Genomic DNA, 2,386 nt, shown 5'->3' on the forward strand with positions numbered 1-2,386 from the left:
CTGGCGGGGTTTCCCCATTCGGAAATCCTCGGATCACAGCTCGTTTATCAGCTCCCCGAGGCTTATCGCAGATTACTACGTCCTTCTTCGGCTCCAGATGCCAAGGCATCCACCGTTTGCTCTTAGAAATTTGAAATCACATGAGTTTGAATCGATCGTCACCAGTTACCTGATGAAGATTGACCAATGATCAACATCACTTCCGAAGAAGCATGTTTTGATCTTTGTGATCCACAACCCCGAAGGGCCATGAATCTAAGATGCTCGCGTCCACTGTGTAGTTCTCAAAGTACGGGCGGTACCTGCGTCACGGCGATGTATGCCGACAACAACAGGCCCTGAGGTTCGTCCTCCCCCACCGAAGCAGGAAAGATCCGGTCCCTCAGGACCCAACAGCGTGCATGCACCAGACCTCCTGGCCGGCACCGTTCCAACTGCAAGCAGCGTACTAAGTTCCGATCATTCGATCTGATGCCAATGTCAATGTTCCACCCATGAGCGCCACCCGAGAACATTCGTCTCAGTGTGACTTGGCAACGTAAACCTCGCTGTATACAGACGAGCGTTGCACATGCTCCTTAGAAAGGAGGTGATCCAGCCGCACCTTCCGGTACGGCTACCTTGTTACGACTTAGTCCTAATTACCGATCCCACCTTAGACAGCTCCATCCTTGCGGTTAGGCCACTGGCTTCGGGTGTTACCGACTTTCATGACTTGACGGGCGGTGTGTACAAGGCCCGGGAACGTATTCACCGCAGCGTTGCTGATCTGCGATTACTAGCGACTCCGACTTCATGAGGTCGAGTTGCAGACCTCAATCCGAACTGGGACCAGCTTTTTGGGATTCGCTCCACCTTACGGTATTGCAGCCCTTTGTACTGGCCATTGTAGCATGCGTGAAGCCCAAGACATAAGGGGCATGATGATTTGACGTCGTCCCCACCTTCCTCCGAGTTGACCCCGGCAGTATCCCATGAGTTCCCACCATTACGTGCTGGCAACATAGAACGAGGGTTGCGCTCGTTGCGGGACTTAACCCAACATCTCACGACACGAGCTGACGACAACCATGCACCACCTGTTTACGAGTGTCCAAAGAGTTGACCATTTCTGGCCCGTTCTCGTATATGTCAAGCCTTGGTAAGGTTCTTCGCGTTGCATCGAATTAATCCGCATGCTCCGCCGCTTGTGCGGGCCCCCGTCAATTCCTTTGAGTTTTAGCCTTGCGGCCGTACTCCCCAGGCGGGGCGCTTAATGCGTTAGCTACGACACGGAAACCGTGGAATGGTCCCCACATCTAGCGCCCAACGTTTACGGGGTGGACTACCAGGGTATCTAAGCCTGTTTGCTCCCCACCCTTTCGCTCCTCAGCGTCAGTAGCGGCCCAGAGATCTGCCTTCGCCATCGGTGTTCCTCCTGATATCTGCGCATTCCACCGCTACACCAGGAATTCCAATCTCCCCTACCGCACTCTAGTCTGCCCGTACCCACTGCAGACCCGAGGTTGAGCCTCGGGATTTCACAGCAGACGCGACAAACCGCCTACGAGCTCTTTACGCCCAATAATTCCGGACAACGCTTGCACCCTACGTATTACCGCGGCTGCTGGCACGTAGTTAGCCGGTGCTTTTTCTGCAGGTACCGTCACTTTCGCTTCTTCCCTGCTAAAAGAGGTTTACAACCCGAAGGCCGTCGTCCCTCACGCGGCGTTGCTGCATCAGGCTTTCGCCCATTGTGCAATATTCCCCACTGCTGCCTCCCGTAGGAGTCTGGGCCGTGTCTCAGTCCCAGTGTGGCCGGTCACCCTCTCAGGCCGGCTACCCGTCGTCGCCTTGGTGAGCCATTACCTCACCAACAAGCTGATAGGCCGCGAGTCCATCCTTGACCAAAATTCTTTCCAGCAACTCACCATGCGGTGGAAGCTCGTATCCGGTATTAGACGTCGTTTCCAACGCTTATCCCAGAGTCAAGGGCAGGTTACTCACGTGTTACTCACCCGTTCGCCACTAATCCACCCAGCAAGCTGGGCTTCATCGTTCGACTTGCATGTGTTAAGCACGCCGCCAGCGTTCGTCCTGAGCCAGGATCAAACTCTCCGTAAATGTTGAATTGCACGATCCGAAAACCGGCACATTTCGCGCACCATGCCACCGGAATAGGTGAACACGATGCAAGTTTGAAACTGACAGAACAAATCATTACTGACTTGCTTTGTTTTGTTTAAATGTTTTCCAAAGGAATCTCCCGCAACATCAACCAACCGAAAAGGAAGGCATCAATTGCACGAGGTTTTTGGCATTTGACATTGTGCACGCTGTTGAGTTCTCAAGGATCGGATGCTCCTGCCTTTGGCCATCACGACCGCCCTGCAGGGCAACTTCTCTA

2 rRNA genes are annotated in these 2,386 nt (G+C 53.8%); both read right to left on the bottom strand.

The annotated features are described in order from the left end of the window. A 23S ribosomal RNA gene (locus tag ITJ57_RS19185) occupies positions 1 to 136 on the bottom strand; the annotation flags it as partial. A 446-nt stretch (positions 137 to 582) separates the two neighbouring features. Further along, positions 583 to 2,103 (bottom strand): 16S ribosomal RNA (locus ITJ57_RS19190). Positions 2,104 to 2,386: the final 283 nt, after the last annotated feature.

The sequence above is a fragment of the Plantibacter sp. VKM Ac-2880 genome, assembly GCF_015351235.1.
GTDB lineage: Bacteria > Actinomycetota > Actinomycetes > Actinomycetales > Microbacteriaceae > Plantibacter.